Origin of the sequence: Streptomyces sp. NPDC088706 (assembly GCF_044752765.1) — a bacterium.
Classification (GTDB): domain Bacteria; phylum Actinomycetota; class Actinomycetes; order Streptomycetales; family Streptomycetaceae; genus Streptomyces.
The window spans coordinates 95,076-120,056 of record NZ_JBIVLW010000002.1; the positions used below are offsets into that span (position 1 = coordinate 95,076).

The 24,981-nt window shown below is 71.6% G+C and carries 23 protein-coding genes and 1 tRNA gene; 12 read left to right on the forward strand and 12 right to left on the reverse strand.

What is annotated here, in order from left to right; genetic code table 11:
- Position 1: 1 nt before the first annotated feature.
- Positions 2 to 76 (reverse strand) — tRNA-Cys (locus ACIQAK_RS05985).
- Between the two features lie 186 nt (positions 77 to 262).
- Here ACIQAK_RS05985 and ACIQAK_RS05990 point away from each other — a divergent pair.
- The 6 genes from ACIQAK_RS05990 to ACIQAK_RS06015 all read left to right on the forward strand — a co-directional run bounded on the left by ACIQAK_RS05990 (position 263) and on the right by ACIQAK_RS06015 (position 6,513).
- Positions 263 to 1,930: an MFS transporter gene (locus ACIQAK_RS05990; protein ID WP_401847773.1), complete on the forward strand. Its 1,668-nt coding sequence runs from the start codon at positions 263 to 265 to the stop codon at positions 1,928 to 1,930.
- A 36-nt stretch (positions 1,931 to 1,966) separates the two neighbouring features.
- Positions 1,967 to 2,164, forward strand: coding sequence for a hypothetical protein (locus ACIQAK_RS05995; RefSeq protein ID WP_366387083.1), 198 nt, complete (start codon positions 1,967 to 1,969; stop codon positions 2,162 to 2,164).
- Positions 2,164 to 2,532 carry a Fic family protein gene (locus tag ACIQAK_RS06000; protein ID WP_366387084.1) on the forward strand — a complete coding sequence of 123 codons (369 nt, stop codon included), beginning with the start codon at positions 2,164 to 2,166 and terminating at the stop codon, positions 2,530 to 2,532. The genes ACIQAK_RS05995 and ACIQAK_RS06000 overlap by 1 nt, the downstream gene beginning before the upstream one ends.
- Positions 2,533 to 2,701: 169 nt before the next feature.
- A complete protein-coding gene (locus ACIQAK_RS06005) occupies positions 2,702 to 4,486 on the forward strand; it encodes a DEAD/DEAH box helicase (RefSeq protein WP_366387085.1) in 1,785 nt (594 codons plus the stop codon).
- A 498-nt stretch (positions 4,487 to 4,984) separates the two neighbouring features.
- On the forward strand, positions 4,985 to 5,629 hold the full coding sequence (locus ACIQAK_RS06010; protein ID WP_366387086.1) for a helix-turn-helix domain-containing protein: 645 nt from the start codon (positions 4,985 to 4,987) through the stop codon (positions 5,627 to 5,629).
- Between the two features lie 95 nt (positions 5,630 to 5,724).
- Entirely contained in the window at positions 5,725 to 6,513 is a 789-nt protein-coding gene (locus tag ACIQAK_RS06015) for a S16 family serine protease (protein WP_366387087.1), read from the forward strand.
- Here the strand turns inward: ACIQAK_RS06015 and ACIQAK_RS06020 are convergent.
- From ACIQAK_RS06020 to ACIQAK_RS06050, 7 genes are all read right to left on the reverse strand, one after another.
- A complete protein-coding gene (locus ACIQAK_RS06020; RefSeq protein ID WP_366387088.1) occupies positions 6,473 to 7,825 on the reverse strand; it encodes an MFS transporter in 1,353 nt (450 codons plus the stop codon). The two genes, ACIQAK_RS06015 and ACIQAK_RS06020, sit on opposite strands and share 41 nt — an antisense overlap.
- A gap of 90 nt (positions 7,826 to 7,915) precedes the next feature.
- Complete coding sequence (locus tag ACIQAK_RS06025; protein WP_366387089.1) at positions 7,916 to 8,530, reverse strand: metalloregulator ArsR/SmtB family transcription factor; 615 nt, start codon at positions 8,528 to 8,530, stop codon at positions 7,916 to 7,918.
- Between the two features lie 98 nt (positions 8,531 to 8,628).
- Positions 8,629 to 9,519 carry a glycine betaine ABC transporter substrate-binding protein gene (locus ACIQAK_RS06030; protein WP_366387793.1) on the reverse strand — a complete coding sequence of 297 codons (891 nt, stop codon included), beginning with the start codon at positions 9,517 to 9,519 and terminating at the stop codon, positions 8,629 to 8,631.
- A gap of 116 nt (positions 9,520 to 9,635) precedes the next feature.
- Positions 9,636 to 10,502, reverse strand: coding sequence for an ABC transporter permease (locus ACIQAK_RS06035; RefSeq protein WP_366387090.1), 867 nt, complete (start codon positions 10,500 to 10,502; stop codon positions 9,636 to 9,638).
- Complete coding sequence (locus ACIQAK_RS06040; RefSeq protein WP_366387091.1) at positions 10,499 to 11,758, reverse strand: betaine/proline/choline family ABC transporter ATP-binding protein; 1,260 nt, start codon at positions 11,756 to 11,758, stop codon at positions 10,499 to 10,501. The genes ACIQAK_RS06035 and ACIQAK_RS06040 overlap by 4 nt, the downstream gene beginning before the upstream one ends.
- Positions 11,751 to 12,398 (reverse strand): ABC transporter permease, encoded by a 648-nt coding sequence (locus tag ACIQAK_RS06045; RefSeq protein ID WP_366387092.1) that lies wholly within the window; start codon positions 12,396 to 12,398, stop codon positions 11,751 to 11,753. The genes ACIQAK_RS06040 and ACIQAK_RS06045 overlap by 8 nt, the downstream gene beginning before the upstream one ends.
- A 35-nt stretch (positions 12,399 to 12,433) precedes the next feature.
- A complete protein-coding gene (locus ACIQAK_RS06050) occupies positions 12,434 to 12,913 on the reverse strand; it encodes an Lrp/AsnC family transcriptional regulator (RefSeq protein ID WP_366387093.1) in 480 nt (159 codons plus the stop codon).
- Between the two features lie 122 nt (positions 12,914 to 13,035).
- On the opposite strand from ACIQAK_RS06050, the gene hppD reads away from it, so the two are divergent.
- Entirely contained in the window at positions 13,036 to 14,181 is a 1,146-nt protein-coding gene (gene hppD, locus ACIQAK_RS06055; RefSeq protein ID WP_366387094.1) for a 4-hydroxyphenylpyruvate dioxygenase, read from the forward strand.
- Positions 14,182 to 14,312: 131 nt separating this feature from the next.
- Here hppD and ACIQAK_RS06060 read toward each other — a convergent pair whose 3' ends face one another.
- Positions 14,313 to 15,986 carry a tetratricopeptide repeat protein gene (locus ACIQAK_RS06060; protein ID WP_366387095.1) on the reverse strand — a complete coding sequence of 558 codons (1,674 nt, stop codon included), beginning with the start codon at positions 15,984 to 15,986 and terminating at the stop codon, positions 14,313 to 14,315.
- Positions 15,987 to 16,084: 98 nt separating this feature from the next.
- Between ACIQAK_RS06060 and ACIQAK_RS06065 the strand changes: the two genes are divergently transcribed.
- A complete protein-coding gene (locus ACIQAK_RS06065) occupies positions 16,085 to 17,452 on the forward strand; it encodes an FAD-linked oxidase C-terminal domain-containing protein (RefSeq protein WP_366387096.1) in 1,368 nt (455 codons plus the stop codon).
- Positions 17,453 to 17,474: 22 nt separating this feature from the next.
- On the opposite strand, the gene ACIQAK_RS06070 is transcribed toward ACIQAK_RS06065, so the two are convergent.
- Positions 17,475 to 17,957, reverse strand: coding sequence for an SsgA family sporulation/cell division regulator (locus tag ACIQAK_RS06070; protein ID WP_366387097.1), 483 nt, complete (start codon positions 17,955 to 17,957; stop codon positions 17,475 to 17,477).
- A gap of 248 nt (positions 17,958 to 18,205) precedes the next feature.
- On the opposite strand from ACIQAK_RS06070, the gene ACIQAK_RS06075 reads away from it, so the two are divergent.
- Positions 18,206 to 19,843 (forward strand): RDD family protein, encoded by a 1,638-nt coding sequence (locus tag ACIQAK_RS06075; protein WP_366387098.1) that lies wholly within the window; start codon positions 18,206 to 18,208, stop codon positions 19,841 to 19,843.
- Positions 19,844 to 19,975: 132 nt separating this feature from the next.
- The gene (locus ACIQAK_RS06080; protein WP_366387099.1) at positions 19,976 to 20,632 is read left to right on the forward strand and encodes an RDD family protein; all 657 of its coding nucleotides are present in this window, start codon (positions 19,976 to 19,978) and stop codon (positions 20,630 to 20,632) included.
- Between the two features lie 64 nt (positions 20,633 to 20,696).
- Here the strand turns inward: ACIQAK_RS06080 and ACIQAK_RS06085 are convergent, their stop codons facing one another.
- Entirely contained in the window at positions 20,697 to 21,017 is a 321-nt protein-coding gene (locus tag ACIQAK_RS06085; protein WP_366387100.1) for a hypothetical protein, read from the reverse strand.
- A gap of 367 nt (positions 21,018 to 21,384) precedes the next feature.
- Here ACIQAK_RS06085 and ACIQAK_RS06090 point away from each other — a divergent pair, with 367 nt between their 5' ends.
- The gene (locus ACIQAK_RS06090) at positions 21,385 to 23,787 is read left to right on the forward strand and encodes an immune inhibitor A domain-containing protein (RefSeq protein ID WP_366387101.1); all 2,403 of its coding nucleotides are present in this window, start codon (positions 21,385 to 21,387) and stop codon (positions 23,785 to 23,787) included.
- Between the two features lie 124 nt (positions 23,788 to 23,911).
- Positions 23,912 to 24,319 carry a hypothetical protein gene (locus ACIQAK_RS06095; RefSeq protein ID WP_366387102.1) on the forward strand — a complete coding sequence of 136 codons (408 nt, stop codon included), beginning with the start codon at positions 23,912 to 23,914 and terminating at the stop codon, positions 24,317 to 24,319.
- Positions 24,320 to 24,353: 34 nt separating this feature from the next.
- On the opposite strand, the gene ACIQAK_RS06100 is transcribed toward ACIQAK_RS06095, so the two are convergent.
- Positions 24,354 to 24,950, reverse strand: a complete 597-nt coding sequence (locus ACIQAK_RS06100) for an isochorismatase family protein (protein WP_366387103.1) — start codon at positions 24,948 to 24,950, stop codon at positions 24,354 to 24,356.
- Positions 24,951 to 24,981: the final 31 nt, after the last annotated feature.

Genomic DNA, 24,981 nt, shown 5'->3' on the forward strand with positions numbered 1-24,981 from the left:
TTGGAGGCCGTGACCGGAATCGAACCGGTGTAACTCGAGTTGCAGTCGAGCCCCTGAGCCTCTCGGGCACACGGCCGGGCGCTTGCTTCTTCGTCCTCGACGTTAGGGGGCGCGGGGAGCGGGTCACAAGGGAAGCGGCCGGTACGCAACGCGACTGCCATACGCCGTTCACGCGCGGGGCCTTCGGCCTACGACCAAGGGACGACCCTCGGCGGGCACTAGGACAGGGTTCAAACTGGCCTGTGCCCCTTACTCTGGGGCCATGACCGCCCCCGAATCGCGTGACGGCACCGAAGCCGCGCGCCCCGCGCCGACCGACCCGCCCCACGACCACCACCAGGGCGGTCAACCGCACGGCCCCCGCCGCGATGAGCTGTCACGGGGTCTCCCGGGCGGTCCCACCGACCCCGCGACCGGGCTGCCCGCGGATCTCCCCACCGACCTCAAGACCGGCATACCGGGAGATGTGCGGCCCGGCATGCCGGACGCCCTGCCCGGCGACCTGACCGGGGCGGTCGCGGAGGCGGCGGCAGAGGGCATGCTCGGGCGCACCTACCGGGCGCTCAGTGTCGGCATCGTCTCCGTGGTGTTCCTCATCGCGTTCGAGGCGACGGCGGTCGGTACGGCGATGCCGGTGGCCGCCCGGGAACTGCACGGCATCCCGCTCTACGCGTTCGCCTTCTCCGCGTACTTCACCACCAGCCTCTTCGCCATGGTCCTCTCCGGGCAGTGGGCCGACCGGAGCGGACCGCTCCAGCCGCTCGCCACCGGGATCACCGCCTTCGGCGCGGGGCTGCTGCTCTCCGGGGCGGCGGGCTCCATGTGGGCCTTCATCGCGGGCCGGGCGGTCCAGGGGCTCGGCGGCGGGCTGGTGATCGTCGCCCTGTACGTGGTCATCGGGCGTGCCTACCCCGAACGCATCCGGCCCGCCATCATGGCCGCCTTCGCCGCGAGCTGGGTGATCCCCTCCGTGGTCGGGCCGCTGGCCGCCGGCACGGTCACCGAGCACCTCGGCTGGCGCTGGGTCTTCGTCGGCATCCCGGTCCTGATCGTGATCCCGCTGGCGCTGGCCCTCCCGGCGATCCGCCGGATGGCCTCCGGCCCCGCGGACCCGGACGCACCGGCGCAGCCGTACGACCGTCGCCGCATCCGCCTCGCGCTGGGGATCTCGGCGGGGGCCGGGCTGCTCCAGTACGCGGGCCAGGAGCTGAACTGGCTCGCGGTGCTGCCGGCCGCCGCGGGCGTCGCGCTGCTGGTGCCCGCCGTACGGGGCCTGCTGCCCACCGGCACCGTACGGGCGGCGCGCGGGCTGCCGTCGGTGATCCTGCTGCGCGGGGTCGCGGCCGGTTCGTTCATCGCCGCGGAGTCCTTCGTCCCGCTGATGCTGGTGACCCAGCGCGGCCTGACCCCGACCATGGCGGGCCTCTCCCTGGCGGTGGGCGGCGCGACCTGGGCGCTCGGTTCGTACGTCCAGTCCCGGCCGCGCCTGGAGCCGCACCGGGAGCGGCTGATGGTGAGCGGGATGGTGCTGGTGGCCGCGTCCATCGCCGTCGCCCCGACCGTACTGATCCCGGCGGTCCCGGTGTGGATCGTCGCGGTGGCCTGGGCCTTCGGCTGCTTCGGAATGGGTCTGGTGATCGCCTCCACCAGCGTGCTGCTGCTGAAGCTGTCGGCCCCGGAGGAGGCGGGCTCCAACTCCGCCGCCCTCCAGATCTCCGACGGCCTCTCCAACGTCCTGCTGCTGGCCGTCGGCGGCGCCGCCTTCGCGGCCCTCGGCGGCGAGGCCCTGGGCGCGGCGGCCCACGGCACGGTCGGCGAGGCGGCCGGCGGCTCGCACCCGACGGCCTTCGCGGCGGTGTTCGTGCCGATGGCGGTGGTCGCGGTGGTGGGGGCGTGGGTGGCTACGAGGGTCGTCGTACGGGAGAAGTGAGCGGTACCGCGCGGTACCACTCGGTACCATGTGCCTATGGCTGGTCTGAATCTGCGGTTCACCGAAGAAGAGCTGGACTCCCTGCGCTCCCGCGCCGAGGCGGAGGGCAAGAGCATGCAGGTGTTCGCCCACGACGCGGTGATCACTGCCGTAAACGAGCACTCGCGGCTCTTCAACGAGGCCGCGGACCATGTCCTGAAGGCGAGTGAGGAGCTCAACCGGAGGCTCGCCTGATGCAGTACCTGACCCTGCCCGAGGTGCTGAACCTGGCGCAGCGGCTCGGCGCCGCGGAGGTGCGCGACTACGGGCTGCTGGAGTCGGCCCTGGCCAGACCGCAGGCGAGCGTGTTCGGCCAGGACGCGTATCCGGACCTCTGGCAGAAGGCCTCGGCCCTGATGGAGTCCCTGGCCCGCAACCACGGGCTGGTCGACGGCAACAAGCGCATCGCGTGGTACGCGACCTGGGTCTTTCTCCACCTGAACGGCCATCCGCTCGATCCGCACTTCGATGTCGACGAAGCGGAGCGGTTCGTGCTGGCCACGTGCCAGGGGGCCCTGGACATGCCCAAGATCGCCGAGCACTTGCCGCGGTTCGCCCGGTAGCCGCAGTTGTGAAGAGGGTCTCAACGGACTCGAACCGCGACTCGTTCGTACGGGTTCGCAGCCGGGCCCCCGGTAGGGTGGCCCGGTTGTCGTATCGCGGGCCGGGTCCGTCGGGCCGGGTGCGGTAGCGGCAGCGATCCACGTACCCGAGCGCCCCGAACCGGAGACCGTGACTACTACCACCGCCTCCCACCACCTCTCACCCGCCTTTCCCGGCCGCGCCCCCTGGGGCACCGCCGGCAAGCTGCGAGCCTGGCAGCAGGGGGCCATGGAGAGGTACATCCAGGAGCAGCCGCGCGACTTCCTCGCCGTCGCGACGCCCGGCGCGGGCAAGACCACGTTCGCGCTGACCCTCGCGTCGTGGCTGCTGCACCACCACGTCGTCCAGCAGGTCACCGTGGTCGCCCCGACCGAGCACCTCAAGAAGCAGTGGGCGGAGGCCGCCGCCCGGATAGGGATCAAGCTCGACCCGGAGTACAGCGCCGGTCCGCTGAGCAAGGAGTACCACGGCGTCGCCGTCACCTACGCGGGTGTCGGCGTCCGCCCGATGCTGCACCGCAACCGGTGCGAGCAGCGCAAGACCCTGGTGATCCTGGACGAGATCCACCACGCCGGTGACTCGAAGTCCTGGGGCGAGGCCTGCCAGGAGGCGTTCGACCCGGCGACCCGGCGCCTCGCGCTGACCGGTACGCCGTTCCGGTCGGACACCAACCCGATCCCCTTCGTCGCGTACGAGGAGGGCAACGACGGCATCCGCCGCTCCTCCGCCGACTACACCTACGGCTACGGCAACGCGCTCGCCGACGGCGTCGTCCGCCCGGTCATCTTCCTCAGCTACAGCGGCAACATGCGCTGGCGCACCAAGGCCGGGGACGAGATCGCGGCCCGGCTCGGCGAGCCGATGACCAAGGACGCCATCGGCCAGGCCTGGCGCACCGCGCTCTCACCCACCGGCGACTGGATCCCCAACGTGCTGGCCGCCGCCGACAAGCGGCTCACCGAGGTCCGCAAGGGCATCCCGGACGCGGGCGGGCTCGTCATCGCGACGGACCAGGAGTCGGCCCGCGCGTACGCCAAGATCCTGAAGAAGGTCACCGGCGAGACGCCGGCCGTCGTCCTCTCCGACGAGAAGGCGGCCTCGAAGAAGATCGACAAGTTCAGCGCGGACGAATCGCGCTGGATGGTCGCGGTACGGATGGTGTCCGAGGGCGTCGACGTGCCCCGGCTGGCCGTCGGCGTGTACGCCACCACCATCTCGACGCCCCTCTTCTTCGCCCAGGCCGTCGGCCGCTTCGTGCGCTCCCGCAGGCGCGGAGAGACGGCCTCCGTCTTCGTACCGACGATCCCGATGCTCCTGGACTTCGCCAACGAGATGGAGGTCGAGCGCGACCACGTACTCGACAAGCCGAAGAAGGGCAGCGACGAGGAGAATCCGTTCTCCGAGGAGGACCAGCTCCTCGCCGACGCGGAGCGGCTGGAGGACGAGGAGACCGAGGACCAACTGCCCTTCGAGGCGCTGGAGTCCGACGCGGTCTTCGACCGGGTGCTGTACGACGGCGCCGAGTTCGGCATGCAGGCCCACCCCGGCTCCGAGGAGGAGCAGGACTACCTCGGCATCCCGGGTCTCCTCGAACCGGACCAGGTGCAGCTCCTCCTCCAGAAGCGCCAGAGCCGCCAGATCGCACACAGCCGCCAGAAGCCGGCCGAGGAGGCCGACCTCCTGGAGAAGCCGGCCGACGCCCGCCCGGTGGTCACCCACAAGCAGCTGCTGAGCCTGCGCAAGCAGCTCAACACGATGGTCTCCGCCTACACCCACCAGAGCGGCAAGCCCCACGGCGTGCTCCACAACGAGCTGCGCCGCGTCTGCGGCGGCCCCCCGAGCGCCGAGGCCACGGCCCACCAGATCCAGCAGCGGATCGCCAAGGTCCAGGAGTGGGCCACCCGCATGACGTGAGGGGCACCGCGGCCCCCCGGGTCGCCGCGCCCCCGCCGTCCGCCGTGCGTCGTCCTCCGTGCGGCTCGTCCCGGTCCAGCCGGGGCGGGTCGCACGCCTGTTTCCGGCCACGCGACACTGCCCGGCCGGAAAATTGTGCGCGCCTCGATTCACGTAGCGTTAACGGTGGTTCACACGGGTGCACGAAGGGTCACCAGCACGTCTCTCGACCTGGACGCGCGTAGATGTTCGCGTTCCGGACGCCACCGCGCTGACCGGCGGTTATGCCGTACGGTCAGCCGCCCGCCCGGACGGGCGCCCGGATTCTGGACGAGGGCTTCCGCTGAGCGGACTGGCTCGCTACTGTCCCCGCCATGTGAACGCCCCGTGGCAGAGCCGCCGCGGAGCGCAGCCGGTGCCTTGGCCAGACCGGCGGCCTCTCCGTGCGTCGCCGCTGGGACCGGTGCCGCAACCCCCGGAGCAGGGCCGTCGTCGCTCACCCGAAGAGGAGAGGGCGTCGTGACCGCGGAGACTTCCCAGACGCTCGACCGAGGACTGCGCGTCCTCAAACTGCTCGCCGATACCGACCACGGTCTGACCGTCACCGAGTTGTCCAACAAACTCGGGGTCAACCGGACCGTCGTCTACCGGCTGCTCGCCACCCTGGAGCAGCACGCCCTGGTCCGCCGTGACCTGGGCGGCCGCGCCCGGGTCGGACTCGGGGTGCTGCGCCTGGGCCGCCAGGTGCACCCCCTCGTACGGGAGGCCGCGCTGCCCGCGCTGCGCTCCCTGGCCGAGGACATCGGGGCCACCGCCCACCTCACCCTCGTCGACGGCAGCGACGCCCTCGCGGTCGCCGTCGTCGAGCCCACCTGGACCGACTACCACGTGGCCTACCGGGCGGGCTTCCGGCACCCGCTGGACCGCGGTGCCGCGGGGCGGGCCATCCTCTCCGCCCGGCAGCAGACGACGGCCGGGCACCCCGGTTACACCCTCACCCACGGCGAGCTCGAAGCCGGTGCCAGCGGGGCTGCCGCGCCGCTGGTGGGAGTCTCGGGGGTGGAGGGGAGCGTCGGCGTGGTCATGCTCGCCGACGCCGTACCGGAGCGGGTCGGCCCCCGGGTGCTCGACGCCGCGAGGGAAGTGGCGGACGCCCTGCGGTAGGGGGGGTGGGGGCCGGAGGCGTCGCGGCAGGGGCGGTGAGGCGGGGGCGTACGCCGGGCGCGTTCCGGTTCCCGCGCGGCGGTTAGATTGGACGGGTGCTGACTCGTCTCTCGCGCCCCCGCGCGCTCGCCCTCTGCGCGCTGCCCGTCCTCGCCCTGTTCGGTACGGCGGCCCTGGCGCCGCTGCCGTTCACCCTGGCCCGGCCCGGGGTGACCGCGGACGTGCTCGGCAAGGACCGCGGCACGCCGGTGATCACCATCACCGGCGCGGAGACCCGGCGCACCGACGGGCAGCTGCGGATGACGACGATCGTCGCCACCGGTCCCAAGGCGGACATCCGGGTCGGCGACGTGCTGGACGGCTGGTTCCGCACCGACCGAGCGGTCATGCCCAGGGACGCCGTCTACCCCACCGGCGGCTCCGAGCGTGAGATCGAGCAGCACAACCTGAACGACATGAAGGAGTCCCAGAACGTCGCGGTCGACGCGGCCCTGAACCACCTGGACCGCGAGCCCGGCTCGATGCGGGTGCGAGTGGACCTCGGTGACATCGGCGGCCCCAGCGCCGGCCTCTTCCTCTCCCTCGGCATCATCGACAAGCTCGACGGCGACGGCCGGGGCGGCGATCTCACCGGCGGGCGCACCATCGCCGGTACGGGGACGATCAGCGCGGACGGCAAGGTCGGCGCGGTCGGCGGAGTCTCCATGAAGACGCAGGCCGCCCACCGCGACGGGGCCACCGTCTTCCTCGTCCCGAAGGCCGAGTGCCCCGAGGCGGAGGCCGAGCGGCCCGACGGGCTGCGGCTGATCCCCGTCACCACCCTGGACGGGGCGGTGGACGCGCTCAAGGCGCTGGAGCGCGGCGGGAAGGTGCCGAGCTGCTGACCTCCGGCGGTACGGAGAGCCCCCGGCCCGCCTTCTCGTCCGCCGCCTGCCCCTCCGCCGTCCGTGCATCCGCCGCCGGTCCATCCGCCGCCGGCCCCTCCATCGTCCGCCACGACTCGAACACCAGCGGGCTCAGCGTCGCCGCGAAGTACACCCCGCCCATCGCCAGCAGCGCCCCCGTCGCACCCACGCCCTCCACCAGCAGCCCGGCCGCCAGACCGCCCAGCGGCATCGCGAACTCGCAGCCGGCGGTCAGCGCCCCCGAGACCCGGCTGCGCAGCCGGTCGGGCACCCGCTCGTAGAGAACCGTCGTCAGGATCGGGTTCAGCACCCCGCCCGCGATCCCGCCGAGCAGCATGGTCACCGCCAGCGGCAGCGTCGTCCCGCTCACCGCCGCGACCAGGAAGCGTGGCGCACCGCACAGGATCACGCACACCGTGAACACCGCCCGCCGCGAGAAGCGGTGCCCCACCGCCCCGTACAGCAGCGCCCCCGTCAGACCGCCCGCCCCGAACAGCGCGGTGAGCAGCCCGATGTCCCTCGCTCCGGCCAGCTCGGCCTCGGCGTGCACCGGGAGCAGGACGGCGTTCCAGCCCTGGTCGGTGCCGTTCATGAGCATCACCATCACCACGACCGCCAGCAGCAGCCGGTCGCCCAGCAAGTAGCCGTAGCCCTCGCGGAGTTCGGTGCCGTACGTGCGCAGCGAGACGGGCGCCCCGCTCCTGCGCGGCTCGGCCGGGCTCACCCCCCGTACCCCGACGGCGATCAGCAGCGCGGACACCCCGAACGTCGCCGCGTCCAGGAGGAGTACGGTCTCCGAGCCGACGAAGGCGATGAGCACCCCGGCCAGCGCCGCGCCGACCATCCTGGCCCCGCGCGAGACCGCGTCGAAGAGGCTGGCGGCGCGGGGGAGCGTGGTGCCCGCGTGCTCCGCGAGGTCGGGGATGAGGACGTACCGGGCGGTGTTGCCCGGAGTGTGGGCGAACCCGTTCAGGGCCATCAGCGCGCAGAGCATCCAGAACTCGAGGGCGCCCACGTGGTGCAGCAGCGGGATCGCGGCGATGGCGAGGCCGCAGACCGTGTCCGAGGCGACGGCGACCCGGCGGCGGCCGATCCGGTCGATGAAGGGACCGCCGATCAGCGCGGCGAGGACGATCGGCAGGGTCGCGCAGAAGGCGACGACGCCCGCCCGGCCCGCGCTGCCGGTGGTCTCCAGGACGAACCAGGGGACACCGATCAGGGTGAGCGAAGTCCCGGCGGTGGAGATGGAGTTGGCCGCGAGTATGGCGACGAGCGGTGTGCGGTGGCGCATGGTTCCTCCTCTCCCGGTCCGCCCGTCGGGCCGTGCGGAACGCGCGGGCGCCGCCCTGGGGCAGGGGGGTGGTTGTCCGGGGTGCGGTGCTCATTCGGAGGGGCGGGGGAAGGTGTGCAGGTGGGTCCGGACGACCGCCGAACCCTCGGTGTCCTCCGGGACGCGGTCCCGGTAGCTCTCCACCAGGTCGTGGACCTTCTCGGCCAGCTCCAGCGCGAGTTCCGGGGTGAGGCGGACCTTGAAGTCGCTCAGGTCCCAGCTGCGTTGCCACTCCGGTGACCACTCGTCCATCGTGCCGAGCCAGGTGTTCAGCTCCTGGGCGTGCGTCGTGGCCGTCTCGTGCAGAAGGACGTCGACGGCCCCGCGCACCTCCGGGTCGGCGTGCTTCCGGAAGTCGGCGCTTTCGAGCATCGAGCCGTCGTGCACCGCCCGCCACCAGCGCTCCCGGCCCTTACCCAGCTCCGGGGCGTCCTCGACCAGGCCGGATTCCGCCAGTTGGCGCAGGTGGTAGCTGGTGGCGCCGCTGGACTCGCCCAGCCGTTCGCCGAGCTGCGATGCGGTGGCGGGACCGAACTCCCGCAGGGCGTTCAGCAGTCGGATCCGCAGCGGGTGCGCGAGGGTGCGCAGCGTACGGGCGTCGATGGTGTGGATCTTGCGTCCGGCGGCCGGGCGGGGGGTGGGCGGGCCGGACTCGTTCTCCGTCATGCCGGGACCGTACAACGTGCAAAGGAAGCTTTGCAAGGCTTCTTTGCAACTCTGTCCGGCCGCCGCGATCACCCGAGGAGGGGTGGTCCCGGCCGCGATCACCCCTCCTCGATGAACCCCTCCGCCACCAGCCACTCCTTCGCCACCTCGTGCGGGTCCTCCCCGTCCACGTCCACCTTCGCGTTCAGCGTCTGCGCGACCTCGGTCGTCAGCTTCCTGGCGATCGGGTCCAGCAGCTCCGCGATCACCGGGTACTGCTCGAAGGTCGCCAGGTGGACGACCGGGGAGGCGTTGTAGTTGGGGAAGAAGTTCTTGTCGTCCTCCAGCACGTCCAGGTCCATCGCCTTGATCCGGCCGTCGGTGGTGAACACCTCGCCCAGCAGGCAGGAGTCGGACTCGGAGACCTGGGTGTAGATGATCCCGGCGTCCATCTTCCGGATGCCGGCGGCCGGGATCCTCATCCCGTACGCCTTCTCCATGCCGGGCAGCCCGTCGTCCCGGGAGGCGAACTCGTTCTCCACGCAGATCGTCACCGCGCCCGGGTCCTTCCTCGCCAGGGCCGCCACGTCCGAGAGGGTCTTCAGCCTGTACCGGGCGTTGTTCTTCTTGCTGATGGCCAGCGCGTACGTGTTGTCGAGCGGGGCCGGCGGCAGCCAGACCACCCCGTTGCCCTTGTCCTCGTCGCGGACCGCCTCGTACTGCTTCCGCGGGTCGACGATCGGGTCCGCGTGGCCGAGGAAGGTGATCCAGCCGGTGCCGGTGTAGTCCCACTGGGAGTCGGCGTCGCCGTTGATGACGGCCTCACGGGCGCTGATCGAGCCCGGCAGGTTCGTCCGGTCCAGGACCTCCGCCCCGGCCGCCTTGAAGACCAGGCCGGTCATCTGGCCGAGGATGATGTTCTCGCTGAAGTTCTTCGAGGTCACCGTCAGTGTGGCGCCCGCGAGCGGCTCGCCCTGCCCGACCGACCCGGGCGACACGTCGTCCACCATCGGCGAACCGCTCTTGAGCCCGCAGCCGCCCAGGAGCAGAGCCAGGGCCAGGGCCAGGGGCAGTGCGCAGGACCCGGCCGTAACGCCCCGGCGGCGGAGACCGTACGTCGTCACCCTCACCGCTCCTCCAGCCCGCGCGGCGTCAGCGCCAGTTCGGCCAGCGAGGCCAGCCAGTCGACCAGCAGCGCCAGCACCACCGTCAGCACCGAGCCGATGACCAGTACCGGCATCCGCTGCGTCTGGATTCCCGAGGTGATCAGGTCGCCGAGCCCGCCGCCCCCGCCGAACGTGGCCAGTGTCGCCGTGCCGACGTTCAGCACCAGGGCCGTCCGCACCCCCGCCAGGATCAGCGGCACAGCGAGCGGCAGCTCCACCTTCATCAGGACGCCCCGCCCGGACATCCCCATCCCGCGCGCCGCCTCGATCATGTTCGGCTCGATCGCCCGCAGGCCCGCCGCCGTGTTGGAGAGCACCGGCAGCACCGCGTAGACCACGATGCCGATGATCGCGGTCCGCGGGCCGATGCCCAGCCAGATCACCAGCAGCGCCAGCAGGCCGATCGCCGGGGTCGCCTGCCCGATGTTGGCCAGCGCCGTGAACGCCGGGGCGGCCCTGCGCAGCCGCCGCCGGGTCAGGGCGATGCCGAGCGGGATGGCGATGATCAGCACCCAGAAGGTGGAGATCGCCGTCAGCCGCACGTGCTGCCACCACCGCAGCTGCACGTTGCCGCCGGAGAGCGAGTTCTCCGCGATGGAGTCCAGGTGGATGCTGGTGATCCACACGTAGGTGATCACCAGGACGACCGCCAGCACCACCGGCAGCACCACCAGCTTCCGCCAGGTGATCCGGCGCGCCGGGGCGGCCGGGGCGGGGGAGGGGTCGCTCTCCTCGTCGTGGAAGGCGTGGCCCTTGACGTCGTGCTCGCCCGGCGGCCGGGCCGGGGACGGGCCCTTGGTGGGGCCGGCCTGACGGCTGGGGCTCATACTCCGCCGCCACCCCCCTCCAGCTCCTGTCCGGTCCGGTGGAAGCGCTGCTCCTCCAGCGCGTGCTGGTGTTCCATCGCGGCCAGCCGGTCGGCCTCCAGCAGCTCCTGCACGTTGTCCATCAGCGTCTTCATGTCGACGACGCCGATGAACTCGCCGCGCCGCCCGGTCACCGCCACCCGCCCGCCGCTGTCGGTCAGCACCGCCTCCAGCGCGTCGTGCAGCGTGGCGTCCCGGGTCACCGTGTCGTGCACCAGCTGACCGGCCCGTGCCAGCGAACCGCGCGCACGCATCAGGTCGCCGCGCCGCAGCCACTTGTACGGGCGGTTGTGGCGGTCCAATATCAGCAGCTCGTTGTGCGGGCCGTCGCGCAGCGTGTTGAAGATGGTCTGGAGCGGGTCCTCCACCGTCACCGTGGGGAAGTCCGCGACGCCCACATCCCGTACGCGGGTGAGGTTGAGGCGCTTGAGGGCCGCGCCCGCCCCGACGAAACCGGAGACGAAGTCGTCCGTCGGGTTGGTCAGGATCGCCTCGGGGGTGTCGAACTGCGCGATGTGCGACCGCTCCCGCAGCACCGCGATCCGGTCCCCGAGCTTGATCGCCTCGTCGAAGTCGTGGGTGACGAACACGATCGTCTTGTGCAGCTCGTGCTGGAGCCGGATCAGCTCGTCCTGAAGGTGGTCGCGGGTGATCGGGTCGACCGCGCCGAACGGCTCGTCCATCAGCAGCACCGGCGGATCGGCGGCCAGCGCCCGGGCCACGCCCACCCGCTGCTGCTGCCCGCCGGAGAGCCGGCGCGGATAGCGGCCGTGGAACTCGCGCGGGTCCAGGCCCACCAGGTCGAGCATCTCCTCCACCCGGTCCCTCACCCGGGACTTCGACCAGCCGGCCATCTTCGGGACCAGCGCGATGTTGTCGGCGACCGTCATGTGCGGGAAGAGGCCCGAGGACTGGATCGCGTACCCGATCTTGCGCCGCAGCTTCACCGGGTCGATGTCGGTGACGTCCTCGTCGCCGATCCTGATCCGGCCCGAGGTGGGCTCGATCAGCCGGTTGATCATCTTGAGTGTGGTGGACTTCCCGCAGCCCGACGGGCCGACGAAGACCACGGTCTCGCCCGCCTCGATCTCCATCGAGACGTTCTCCACGGCCGGATTCGGATGGCCCGGATACCTCTTGGTCAGGTTCTCCAGCTGGATCGTGGCCCCGGAGGTCGCCGTGGTCCCCTCCTCCGTGACGGTCCCGGTCTCAGGCACGGATCCCCCTCGGGATGGTCAGCCGCCCCAGCAGGACGTACGCGGCGTCGAAGAGCAGGGCGAGCACGACGATGCCGAGCGTGCCCGCGAGGACCTGGTTGATCGCGTTGGCGCTGCCCAGCGAGGCGATGCCCCGGAAGATCTCGTTGCCGAGGCCGGGCCCGGAGGCGTACGCGGCGATGGCGGCGATGCCCATCAGCATCTGGGTGGAGACCCGGATGCCGGTCAGGATCGGCGGCCAGGCGAGCGGCAGCTCCACCCGGCAGAGCCGCGCCACCCGCGACATCCCGATACCCGTCGCCGCGTCGACCAGCGCCGGATCGACACCCCGCAGCCCCACGACGGAGTTGCGGACGATGGGCAGCAGCCCGTACAGCGTCAGGGTGATCACGGTCGGCGCGACACCCAGCCCGACCAGCGGGATCAGCAGACCGATCGCCGCGAGCGAGGGGATGGTGAGGATCGTCGCCGTAGAGGTGATGGCGAGCGACCCGCCCCAGCCGCTGCGGTAGCTCACCACCCCGATCACCACGCCCAGCACGGTGGCGATGACCATGCACTGGAAGACCGCGCTGACGTGCTGGAACGCGTCCGTCAGGAGCTGCTGGTGGCGGGTGTTCAGATACTCCCAGAAGCTCATCCGGCCCTCCCTCGGCCCGGGGCCCGTCGTTCGGATCAGGCCTGGTCGGTGTCCTGGGCCGCCTGTTCCACCAGCGGGATGATCCGTAGCGGAACCGGGTTCTCCATGACGATCGCCGTGGAGGCCCGGACAATGCCATCAAATCCGACAACCCGGTCGATCACCCGCTGAAGGTCGGCGTTGGAACGGGCCACCAGCCGGCAGAACATGTCACCGTGCCCGGTGGTGGTGTGCAGCTCCAGCACCTCCGGTACGCCGCCCAAATGGGCCCGTACCTCGGCGCCTTGGCCCTGCTTGATCTCCAGCGTCGCGAACGCCGTGACCGGGTAGCCGAGCGCCGCCGGATCGACGTCCGGGCCGAACCCCCGGATGACGCCATTCGACTGAAGGCGGTCCAGCCGCGCCTGCACGGTGCCGCGCGCCACACCGAGCCGCCGGGATGCCTCCAGGACGCCGATACGCGGCTCACGCGCGAGCAGCACGATGAGCCGGCCGTCCAGATGATCGATCGCCATGGGCCCGCCTCCGGTGGTCAGCCTGTACAGATAGTCCGGCCATCATGGCGATCGACTGCACACATTGACCAGTGGATGCGCGAACTATTGCGCACCTTGCGATGCGGGGAGAGCCTTCGAACATGACTGAGACTCTGCACACCAGCCCTGACACCGCCGCGCAGGCCGACCGCTTCCCGGTCAAGGGAATGGACGCGGTCGTCTTCGCCGTGGGCAACGCCAAGCAGGCCGCGCACTACTACTCGACCGCCTTCGGCATGAAGCTCGTGGCCTACTCCGGACCGGAGAACGGCAGCCGCGAGACCGCGAGTTACGTCCTGAGCAACGGCGCCGCCCGCTTCGTCCTCACCTCGGTGATCAAGGCGTCCACCGAGTGGGGCACCTTCCTCGCCGACCATGTCGCCGAGCACGGCGACGGTGTCGTCGACCTCGCCATCGAGGTCCCGGACGCCCGCGCCGCCTACGCGTACGCCGTCGAGCACGGCGCCCGGGGCATCACCGAGCCGCACGAGATCAAGGACGAGCACGGCACGGTCGTCCTCGCCGCCATCGCCACCTACGGCAAGACCCGCCACACCCTGGTGGAGCGCTCCGGTTACGACGGCCCCTACCTCCCCGGTTTCGCCGCCGCCTCGCCGATCGTCGAGCCGCCCGCCAAGCGCACCTTCCAGGCCATCGACCACTGCGTCGGCAACGTCGAGCTCGGCCGGATGAACGAGTGGGTCGGCTTCTACAACGAGGTCATGGGCTTCACCAACATGAAGGAGTTCGTGGGCGACGACATCGCCACCGAGTACTCCGCCCTGATGTCGAAGGTCGTCGCCGACGGCACGCTGAAGGTGAAGTTCCCGATCAACGAGCCGGCGATCGCGAAGAAGAAGTCGCAGATCGACGAGTACCTGGAGTTCTACGGCGGCGCGGGCGTCCAGCACATCGCGCTCGCCACCAACGACATCGTCGCCACGGTCCGCTCGATGCGCGCGGCCGGTGTGCAGTTCCTGGACACCCCCGACTCGTACTACGACACCCTCGGTGAGTGGGCCGGCGAGACCCGGGTGCCGGTCGAGACCCTGCGCGAGCTGAAGATCCTGGTCGACCGCGACGAGGACGGCTACCTGCTGCAGATCTTCACCAAGCCGGTCCAGGACCGCCCGACCGTCTTCTTCGAGATGATCGAGCGCCACGGCTCCATGGGCTTCGGCAAGGGCAACTTCAAGGCCCTCTTCGAGGCGATCGAGCGCGAGCAGGAGAAGCGCGGCAACCTCTGAGCCCGCGTTCCGTTCCCGGCGCCCGGCACCTCCCGGGCGCCCCTGAACCTCCCACGGATACGCCACCGTGGTCCGGGGCAGCACCCCGGACCACGGTGGCGTACGCCGTCTCCGGCCGAGGACGCGCAAGGTCACGGACTCTTCGAGGCTCCGGCCTCCACCGCCGCCGGGCTGCTCGGGGCCGCCTTCGACGGGGCCGGAACCGTCTTCGAGGGGACCGGTGCCGGAGCCTTGGGCCCGGGCTCCCGCTCCGGCTCCGGCCCGCTCTCCCGCGTCGGCTGAGGCGCCGGCGGCGGCTGGGGCGCCGACTGCATGTCCCGCGGCCCGCCAGGCGGCGGCTCACCGAGCGCCTCCAGCGCCTGCCGGGCCTTCGGCGCGTCCAGCGGTGAGAAGGCCGGGTTGGTGCGGAGCGCCTGCTCCAGGTGGCGGCGGGCCGGACCGTACTGCGCCAGCTCCCGTTCGATCGCGCCCAGGTGGTACGCGTACGAGGCGTTCCGCACGCCCGTGTCCACGGCCCGTCGCGCGTACTCCAGCCCCTCCTCCGACCTGCCCGCCCGGTGCAGCGCCCAGCCCAGCGCGTCCGCCACCGCCGCACTGCGGTGCTGCCTACTCCACTGGCCGCGCAGCAGCTCCACCGCCACCGCCGGGTCCCCGTGGTCGCTCTCGTAGCGGGCCTGGACCAGGGACTCGTCGACCCCGGCCGCCTTCGCCCGCGCCAGCAGCCCGTCCAGCTTCTCGTACTGGCTCCGCGCGTCCCCGTCGAACTCCAGCGACGCGTACAGCTCACCCAGTTCGAGGAAGTACTGCGGGCGCGGAAGCTCGGTGACCGCCGACTGGTAGGCGGCCAGTGCCTCGTCGGTGCGGTCCAGCGCCACCAGCGCCCGGGCCCGGCCCGCCAGGGACGGGTGGTGACCGGCGTCCGTGCGCAGCGCCGCGTCGAACTGCGCCACCGCCTCCTCCGGTTCACCCCGCTCCCAGGCCAGCTCGCCCAGCCGGTGCAGCGCCTCGGCCTTCTCGGCGGGCGTCGCCGCCCGGTCGGCCGCCTCCCGGGCGGTGGCCAGCGCGTCCTCGCGCCAGCCCTGGCCCCGGTAGAGGTCGGCCGTGCGGGCCAGCGCCGGGAGGCCCTTGCGCAGCTCGGCGAACCTCTCGGTCGCCGCGGTCGCCGCCTCCTGGTCGCCGAGACCGGTGTACGCCTCGATGAGGACCGGGTACACGCTCCAGGTCTTCGGCTGCCGCTTCCGCACCGTCTCGCCCCACCGCTTCGCCGCGAGGAAGTCGTGCCGCGCGTTGGCCAGCGCCGCGAGACCCACCCACGCCTCCCCGTTGCCGCGCTCACCCGGCCGCTCGGCCAGCGACCGCTTCAGCGCCTCCTCCGCGCGCCCGTAGTACGCCGCGTCCGCCGAGCGCCTCCCCCACTCCACGTACGCCGAACCCAGCGTCGCCCACGACGGCGCGTCGGCCGGGTGGGACTCCACCCACCGCTGCCGGTCCCCGATCAGCGCGGTCAGGTCCGAGAGGGAGGCGGGGGAGCCCGCGGTGGCCGCCGCCTCGGCCCGCTCCACCGGACCCGGCTCCTTCGCCCCGTCGTCCCTCCCGTCCGGGACGGCCACCAGCGCCCCGGCCAGCAGCACGCCCGCCGCCAGCGCCCCGAACGCGGCCCGGCGCAGGGCCGTCCGCGGGGTCAAGGGGGGCGGCGGTACGGCGGTGGCGCCTTCGGCGGGCATCGCGTAGGGGGCGTGCGGGTCCTGTGGGGACGGCTCGGGCGGCCGGCGGGAGTCGGGATCCTGCTGGGGCATGACATCCATGGCCATCACTGTGCGTCAGTCATACGAGCACACCGCGCCTTGGGATCGCCACCGCCGACGGGTTCACACCATTGGCCCCCGGGTGCCACGCTGGAACCATGAGCGATCTTCTCGAACGCCTGCGTACGGGTCTTCCCGCCGAGACCCTGATCACCGACCCGGACGTCACCGCGGCCTACGCCCACGACATGGCGAGCTTCTGCGAGGCCGGCACCCCGGCCGTCGTCGTCCTCCCGCGTACGGTCGAGCAGGTCCAGCACGTCATGCGCACCGCCACCGAGCTGCGCGTCCCTGTCGTCCCGCAGGGCGCCCGAACCGGCCTGTCCGGCGCGGCCAACGCCTCGGACGGCTGCATCGTGCTCTCCCTGATGCGGATGGACCGGATCCTGGAGATCAGCCCGGTCGACCGGATCGCCGTCGTCGAGCCGGGCGTCGTCAACGCGGTGCTGTCACGCGCGGTGAACGAACACGGCCTGTACTACCCGCCGGACCCCTCCAGCTGGGAGACCTGCACCATCGGCGGCAACATCGGCACCGCGTCCGGCGGCCTGTGCTGCGTGAAGTACGGGGTCACCGCCGAGTACGTCCTCGGTCTGGACGTCGTCCTCGCCGACGGACGGCTCCTGACCACCGGCCGCCGCACCGCCAAGGGGGTCGCCGGATACGACCTCACCCGGCTCTTCGTGGGCTCCGAGGGCAGCCTCGGGATCGTCGTCAAGGCCGTCCTCGCGCTCAAACCGCAGCCACCCCAGCAGCTGGTCCTCGCCGCCGAGTTCCCCTCGGCTGCCGCCGCCTGTGACGCTGTGTGCCGGATCATGGAACGCGGTCACACCCCGTCACTCCTCGAACTGATGGACCGGACGACCGTGCGTGCCGTCAACAAGCTGGCCGCCATGGGCCTGCCCGAGACCACCGAGGCGCTCCTCCTCTGCGCCTTCGACACCCCCGACCCGGCGGCCGACCTCATCGCCGTCGGAGCGCTCTGCACCGCCGCCGGAGCCACCGAAGTGGTCCCGGCCGACAACCCCGCCGAGTCCGAACTCCTCCTCCAGGCCCGCCGGATGTCGCTCACCGCGCTGGAGGCCGTGAAGTCCGCCACGATGATCGACGACGTCTGCGTACCGCGCTCGCGGCTCGGCGCGATGCTCGCGGGCACCGCCGCCATCGCCGAGCGGTACGACCTCACCATCGGCGTCTGCTCCCACGCGGGTGACGGCAACACCCACCCCGTCGTCTGCTTCGACCACACCGACCCCGACGAGTCCCGCCGGGCCCGTGAGTCCTTCGACGCGATCATGGCGCTCGGCCTGGAACTGGGCGGGACCATCACCGGCGAACACGGCGTCGGCGTCCTCAAGAAGGAGTGGCTCGCCCGCGAACTGGGCGAGACCGGCGTCGAGTTGCAGCGCGGTATCAAGGCCGCCTTCGACCCGCTCGGCCTCCTCAACCCCGGCAAACTCTTCTGACCCCCGCTCCCGGAAGGGGCCCTCACACCTCACCGTCCTGGGACGGCGACTCGTCCGCCGACCACGGATCGCCCAGCCACAGGTCGTCCGCCGGCAGCGGGGCCAGCAGCTCCGCCAGGGCCTCGTCCATCCCGAGCCGCTCGCTCTCCGTGCCCGGCGGCACCTCGTGCAGCGTCCGCTCCACCCAGGCGGTCACGGCGGCCGAGGGCACTTCGAGGAGGGCGTTGCCGTCGGGGGAGGTGAGTGCCACGCAGATCACGCCGCGGTCGTCGATCTTCGTCGGCCAGATCCGCACGTCCCCGTGCCCGCACGGCCGGAACACCCCCTCCACCAGCAGCTCCCGGGCGAACGTCCAGTGCACGGGCGACTCGGAGCCGATGTGGAAGGCGATGTGCACGGCATACGGGTCGTCCGTGCGATACGTCAGCCGGGCGGGTACCGGGATGGACCGCTCGGGGGACAGGACGAGCTTCAGCTCCAGCTCACGTTCCACGATGTTCATCATGGGAATGCACGACCTTCCGGTGCTCATGGGCCGGTCCCGTGACCGTCCCGCACAAGGAGAGAGCGCCCTCCTCGCCACCTATTACGCGACTTCTCGAAAAATCTCCGATCCGCTGCGGAAGTGGTCCCGAACAGGCGGACCGGCCCGGGGGCGGGTGGCGGTCTGATAGATGTGGACCCTTGTATTGAGGCCGTCCGCCCTCCCGGCGCCGAACGGCCTGAGGCCTCGAAGAGATACGGGACCCGCTGATGAGCGCGCCAACTCCGGCACCCGGTGACGAAAGCCCCCGCGAGGGCTACTACCCCGATCCCTCCATCCCCGGTTACGTCCGGTACTGGAACGGCGCGTCCTGGGTCCCCGGTACGAGCCGGCCCGCACCCCAGCAGGCCGCGCCGGTGGAGGAGACCGGACCGATCTTCTTCGACGAGGAGGACGGCCTCACGGGCGGTTCACCGGGGTCGGCCGACTCCGGCGGACCCGTCCCCGACGGCTCCGACGCCGGTTCCGTCTGGCAGGCGGACTCCGCCCGCCAGGCCGGCTTCGGCGGCGAGCGCGACCGCCGGGTCTCGTGGGGCGGCGGCCCGGCGCCGGAACCCGCCGCCGACCCGCGGACGCCCCTCGCGCAGGACCCGACCGGCGGCGCGCTGCCGGGGATGCGGGACGGCGGGAGCGGCGGCCCGGCACCGGAGGAGGCGGGGGCGCGCCCGCCGACCGAGGGCACGGTCACGATCCGCGCGGTGGGCCCGCGGAACGTGAGCGCGGCGGGCAACCTCAGGCCCGCGCAGGCTCCCGGCCCCCAGGCCCCCGCGCCCCACGCGCTGCCGGCCCAGGCCCCCGCCTCGCACGCGCTGCCGGCCCAGGCACAGCAGGCCTCCGTGCCCGCGCCGCAGGAGGCACGTCAGGGTCCGGTCCAGGCCCCCGCCGCCCCCGCCCTACCCACGCCGCTCACCCCGGGCGTCGGCGGCGGGTCGGCGTCCTGGGCACAGCAGGTCCACCAACTGGCCCAGCCCGAACCCCAGCAGCGGACACCGCAAACACCCCAGCAGCAGGCACCCTCGTCACCGCATACTCCGCATACTCCGCATACTCCGCATACTCCGCATACTCCGCATACTCCGCAGGCACCGCATACTCCGCAGGCACCGCATACTCCGCAGGCACCGCATACTCCGCAGGCACCGCAGGCACCGCAGGCACCGCAGGCACCGCAGGCACCGCAGGCACCGCAGGCACCCCAGCACCAGCTGACCCCCCAACAGCAGCAGCAACCCCTCCACCCCCTGCCGCACCAGCAGCAGCAGCCCCCCTTCGCGCAGTCCGGGGCGGCGGCGGACCAGCCCGTCGTGCCCTGGAAACCGCCGGCGGCCGACGACGCCTTCCAGCAGCTCGTCCGGGCCCAGGCGGCGGCCAGGCCCGCCGGGCTCGGCAAGCGGTTCGCGGCCCGGCTGGTCGACAGCCTGGTGCTCGGCGCGGTCGTCGGCGCCGTGGCCGTTCCCCTGGCCACCCGCGCGCTGGACCACATCGACCGGAAGATCACCGCGGCGAAGCAGACGGGTGAGACCGTCACCGTCTGGCTGCTGGACTCCACCACCGGGGCGCTGCTGGGGGCCCTGCTCGCGGCCTTCCTCCTCCTCGGCTTCCTCCTGGAGGCGCTGCCCACCGCCAAGTGGGGCCGGACGCTCGGCAAGAAGCTCTTCGGGCTCGACGTACGGGACATCGAGTCCCATGAGCCGCCCACGCTGGGCGCTGCGCTGCGCCGCTGGCTGGTCTACGGGGTGCTGGGGCTCCTGGTCATCGGTGTGGCCAATGTGTTCTGGTGCCTGGTCGACCGGCCCTGGCGCCAGTGCTGGCACGACAAGGCGGCCCGTACGTTCGTGGCGGGCTGACCGGGCTGACCGGGCGGCCGGAGCGTGGCCGGGCGGGTGACGGAGGTGCCGCATAGACTCGTATGCCGCCCCGCGTCCCCCGAACGCACCTGAGCCGTTGCGGGGTCTGGTGGCACGGGGTGCACTGCCCCCATGAGCAACGACCAGCCGACGCCCGGCCAGCCGCCCGAGGACGACGATCCGTTCCTCAAGAAGCCGCAGGAGCCCCCGCCGCCGTCAGCGGGTCAGCCGTACGGCAGTGTGCCGCCCCCTCCGCCGCCCCCGCCCCCGCCGAACGACCCGTACGGCAGTGGTGGGGGTTTCGGGGTGCCGGACCCGCTGGCCGGGATGCCGCCGCTGGCCGAGCCGGGCAAGCGGATCCTGGCGCGGCTGATCGACTTCCTGATCATCTCGATCCCGCTGTACCTGATCTCGCTGCCGTGGGGCGGGGCGATCGACGTCGACGGGGACGACGGCAACGGGTTCGACGCGGCCTACAGCGGACACCAGTTGCTGTGGTCGCTCATCGGCCTGGCGGTCTACGTCGCGTACGACACGTACTTCACGCACAAGGACGGCCGGACCCTGGGCAAGCGGCTGCTGAAGCTGCGCGTGGCCATGCTCAACGACGGGCGGGTGCCCGACACGGGCGCGGCATTCATGCGGGCCGTCGTCCTGTGGGCTCCGGCGCTGCTCTGCTGCCCGTGCCTGTGGTGGCTGATCAACATCGTGCTGATGTTCACGGACAAGCCCTACCGGCAGGCGCTCCAGGACAAGGCGGCCAAGACCGTGGTGGTCGCGGCCAGGTAGGTACGCGTACGGAGGCCGCCGGGCGGATGCGTGTGCCCGCCCGGCGGCCGAAGGCACGAAGCGCTCAGCGGCGCAGCGAGTGCTCGCCCGCCCACTGGTCCGCCCGCTGGGACGACCGCGCGGCGGCGACCCGCTGCCGGACCTCGACGCCGTCCAGGGCGTGGCGCGTCCGGGCGGCGTGGGCGGTGTGCGGGTGCGCCGCCCGGCCCGGCGCGGACAGCCGGGGCCGGCGTACCGCCACCAGCAGGCCGAGCGCGAGCGCGGTGAGGGCGGCGATGGCCACGCCGATCCCTGATTCCGTACCGGAGAGCAGCAGCAGGGCGAGGGTCGTCACGACGACGGTGGCCGAACCGTAGACGAACTGTGCGGCAGTCGGACGCGGCATGGCGGTTTCCGTCCTCGGGACGTCGGATGGGCGGTCGGTCGGCAGGTGCACAGGCGCCTTCCGACCTTACGACGGTGGATGCCCGACCCGGACCCGTAGTAAGCGTGACCTAACCCACGGTACCGGTGCACAGGGGGCGCACGGAGTCACGTCTCACGCCAACCGGATGCCGTGGCGCGCCCGTTGGCGGTGCTCCTGTCCGCATACCGGTAGGGCGCTCCTGCATAGTGCACGAAGTCCGTTCAAGTCAAGGTCTGTCTTTTCTCTCGCAACTCCGATCAAATGTCGTCACTTGTGACGCGTTTACGCGCGCGGCCCTCTCCATACCCCCCTGGCCGCCGCGGACGCCCGGGGAGGACTGCATCAAGTGACCAATCAGAGACGGGCGCTTCGCGCCGCTGCTGTTGTCGTGGCCATGGCCGCGACGGCTGCGACGGCGTCGACCTTCGCCACCGCCCAGGCGCATGGCACCACATCGGGTTCCGCCGCTTCCGACGTCGACCGCCGTGACCCGGCGCCGGCCAAGGGGCACGTGGAGCACAACCTCGAAGGCCCCTTCAGCGAGGAGCAGGCAGCGCAGCGGGAGGCCGCGCTGGAACTGGTCCTGTCCGGGGACAAGAAGGTGACGAACCGGAGCGGCTCCAAGGTCGTCAAGCTCGGCGACAAGAAGTACGTGGAGCTCGGCCGGGAGAAGACCGACAAGATCTTCACCATCCTGCTGGAGTTCGGCGACCAGGTCGACGACACCACCCTGCTCGACCCGGACGGCGACGGCCCCGAGCCGCCCGTCAAGAAGTTCGGCGGCACGCCCGGCCCGGCGCACAACAAGATCGCCAAGCCGGACCGGAAGAAGGACAACAGCACCGCCTGGAAGGCCGACTACAACCAGGCGCACTTCCAGGAGCTGTACTTCGGCGAGGGCAAGGGCGTCCACTCGCTCAAGACCTACTACGAGAAGACCTCCTCGGGCCGCTACTCGGTCGAGGGTGAGGTCTCCGACTGGGTGAAGGTCCCGTACAACGAGGCCCGTTACGGCTCCAACTACTGCGGCCAGTCCAACTGCGCCAACGTCTGGGACGCGGTCCGTGACGGTGTCAACGCCTGGGTCGCCGACCAGAAGGCCAAGGGCCGCACGGACGCGCAGATCAAGGCGAACCTGGCCGAGTACGACGAGTGGGACCGCTACGACTTCGACGGCGACGGCAACTTCAACGAGCCGGACGGCTACATCGACCACTTCCAGCTGGTCCACGCCGGTGAGGACGAGTCGGCCGGCGGCGGCGCCGAGGGCCCCAACGCCATCTGGGCGCACCGCTGGTACGCGTACGGCACCAACGTGGGCGCGACCGGCCCGGCCGGCAACAAGGCCGGTGGCGCGCAGATCGGTGACACCGGCATCTGGGTCGGCGACTACACCGCCCAGCCCGAGAACGGCGGCCTGGGCGTCTTCGCCCACGAGTACGCCCACGACCTCGGTCTGCCGGACCTGTACGACACCTCCGGCGGCGGCGAGAACTCGGTCGGCTTCTGGTCCCTCATGTCGGCGGGCTCCTGGCTCGGCACCGGCAAGGGCGAGATCGGCAACCTGCCGGGCGACATGACCTCGTGGGACAAGCTCCAGCTGGGCTGGCTCGACTACGACACGGCCAAGGCCGGCAAGACCTCGCGGCACAAGCTGGGCGTCTCGGAGTACAACACCGAGAACCCGCAGGCGCTCCTCGTCGAGCTGCCGGCCAAGTCCGTCACCACCACGGTCGTCAAGCCCGCCGAGGGCACGAAGCAGTGGTGGAGCGACCGGGGCGACAACCTGTCGAACACCTTGACCCGCTCGGTCGACCTGACCGGCAAGTCTTCGGCCAAGCTGGACCTTTCGGGCTGGTACGACATCGAGGCCGACTACGACTACCTCTACACCGAGGTGTCCGACAACGGCGGCACCAGCTGGACCGCGCTCGACGGCACCGCCGACGGCAAGGCCATCCCGCGCGACGCCAGTGACAAGCCGGCCCTGACCGACGTCTCGGGCGCGTACAAGAAGCTCTCCTTCCCGCTGGACGCCTACGCCGGCAAGAAGGTCGACCTCCGCTTCCGCTACCAGACGGACGGCGGCGCGGGCGGCAAGGGCTTCACGGCCGACCAGATCACCATCACGGCCGACGGTGCCACCCTCCTCTCGGACAACGCCGAGGGCGACGCCAACGGCTGGAGTGCCAAGGGCTTCTCGCGGATCGGTGAGTCGTTCACGCAGGACTACCCGCAGTACTACATCGCGGAGAACCGCCAGTACGTGTCGTACGACGAGACCCTCAAGGTCGGCCCGTACAACTTCGGCTTCGCCAAGACCCGCCCCGACTGGGTCGAGCACTACGCGTACCAGACGGGTCTGCTCGTGTGGCTCTGGGACACCTCCCAGAAGGACAACAACACCTCCGTCCACCCGGGCGAGGGTCTGATCCTGCCGGTCGACGCGCACGCCAAGCCGCTCAAGTGGCAGGACGGCTCGCTCGTGCACAACAAGATCCAGCCGTTCGACGCCCCGTTCAGCTGGTACCCGAAGAAGGGCTTCACGCTCCACAACGCGGACGTGCCGCTGAAGATCCAGCCCACGCTGGGCAAGCCGGTCTTCGACGACCGCAAGGGCACCTACTGGTACAAGGAGAACCCCACGGGCAGTGTCAAGGTTTCCGACACGAACACCCGCATCTCCATCGTGCAGGAGCCGCTCAACGGCTCCACGATGAGCCTGCTGGTCAGCCCCGCGGGCCGATGACTCGATAAACCCGCAGTTCAGAGCATGATCGGCCGTCGCCCTCTAGCGGGCGGCGGCCGATCGTGTTTAGGTGCGTCTTGTTCACATCCTTATTGACACGATGTCTCACGGGGGAGTGCGGAGCATGGCAGGCGGAGGTTTCTGCAGGTTGCCGAACGGCACGGTGGTGGTGGCCCTCACCCTCACCAGACCGACGGAGGGCGCACCGTCCCGCGCCGCCGGTACCGGGGCGGAGTCCAGGGCCCCGGTACGGGTCCTGGTCCACGCGGCGAACCGGGCGCGCGCCCTGACCAGGCTGCGCAACCTGGGGCTGCGGGCGGTCTACCTGCGCGGCAACGCGCAGCCGCCCACCCCGGACGAGGTCACGGCGGTGCTGCACCACCCGGACGGCTTGCTGTGGCGGGCGGCACCCCGGACGGACCCGGCCGGCCGGCCGCCCCTCTCGCCGCAGTCGTGCCAGGAGCTGTGGCACCCGATCAGGGCCCTGCTGGGCCCGGCCGGACACGCGGGCCCGGCCCGCCCGGCCGCGTAGAGCGGCGGAGCGGGGCCTCAGGGGCCCGTGGGCGCTACCGCGCCTCGGCCACCACCGGCGTCCCGGAGAGCTTCACGCCCGCCGTCCGCAGCTCGTCCAGGGCCCGCTCGGTGGTGGCCGGCGCGACCCCGGCGGTCAGGTCGAGCAGCACCTGGGTGACGAAGCCCTCACGGGCCGCGTCCAGGGCGGTGGCCCGTACGCAGTGGTCGGTGGCGATGCCGACCACGTCGACCTCGGTGACCGACCGGTCGCGCAGCCACTGGGCGAGGCCGGTCCCGTTCTCGTCGGCGCCCTCGAAACCGCTGTACGCGGCCGAGTGGGCGCCCTTGTCGAAGACGGTGTCGATGGCCCCCGAGGCGACGGCGGGCGCGAAGTTCGGGTGGAACCCGACGCCTTCCGTGCCGGCGACGCAGTGCACCGGCCAGGAGTCCACGAAGTCCGGAGTGCCGGAGAAGTGGTCACCGGGGTCGACATGGTGGTCCCGGGTGGCCACCACGTGCCGGTAGCCGGGCTGGGCCTCGCCGATCAGATCGGTGATGGCGGCGGCGACATCGGCACCACCCGCCACCGCGAGGCTGCCGCCCTCGCAGAAGTCGTTCTGAACGTCCACGACGATCAATGCGCGGTGCATGGCGGGTGTCCTTAGGTGGGGAGAGGGTGAC